1 pseudogene is annotated in these 371 nt (G+C 36.4%); it reads left to right on the top strand.

Annotation, left to right across the window (positions count from 1 at the left end):
* A pseudogene (locus JN080_RS29310) lies at positions 1-371 on the top strand (IS110 family transposase); the annotation flags it as partial.

A 371-nucleotide genomic window follows, 5' to 3' on the forward strand; every position in this document is an offset into this window, starting at 1 on the left:
CTCTAGCCAACATCTCGTTGTCAGTGTGGATATAGCACAAGAAGTTCACGTCGCTCGTGCTGTTAACTTTCGAGGGATTATAGTCGATTATCCTCTTTCTTTTAATAATAATGAAGAAGGATTTGCCAGTTTTACTACAATGGATGAACCAGTGAAAAACCCTAAAAGGATTTGATTCTACAATAGTTGGCATGGAACCTACGGGTCATTATTGGATTAACTTATCTGAATGGCTATATGAACAAGATATTGAAGTAGTAACTGTAAACCACCATCTTGTAAAAAAGAACAAAGAAAACCGAGATAATTCCCGTTCAAAAAGTGATAAAAAAGACGCTCTTGTCATCACTGATATGGTGAAAAATGGTGAG

Source organism: Bacillus sp. EB600 (assembly GCF_024494385.1).
Taxonomy (GTDB): Bacteria; Bacillota; Bacilli; order Bacillales; family Cytobacillaceae; genus JAEVLT01.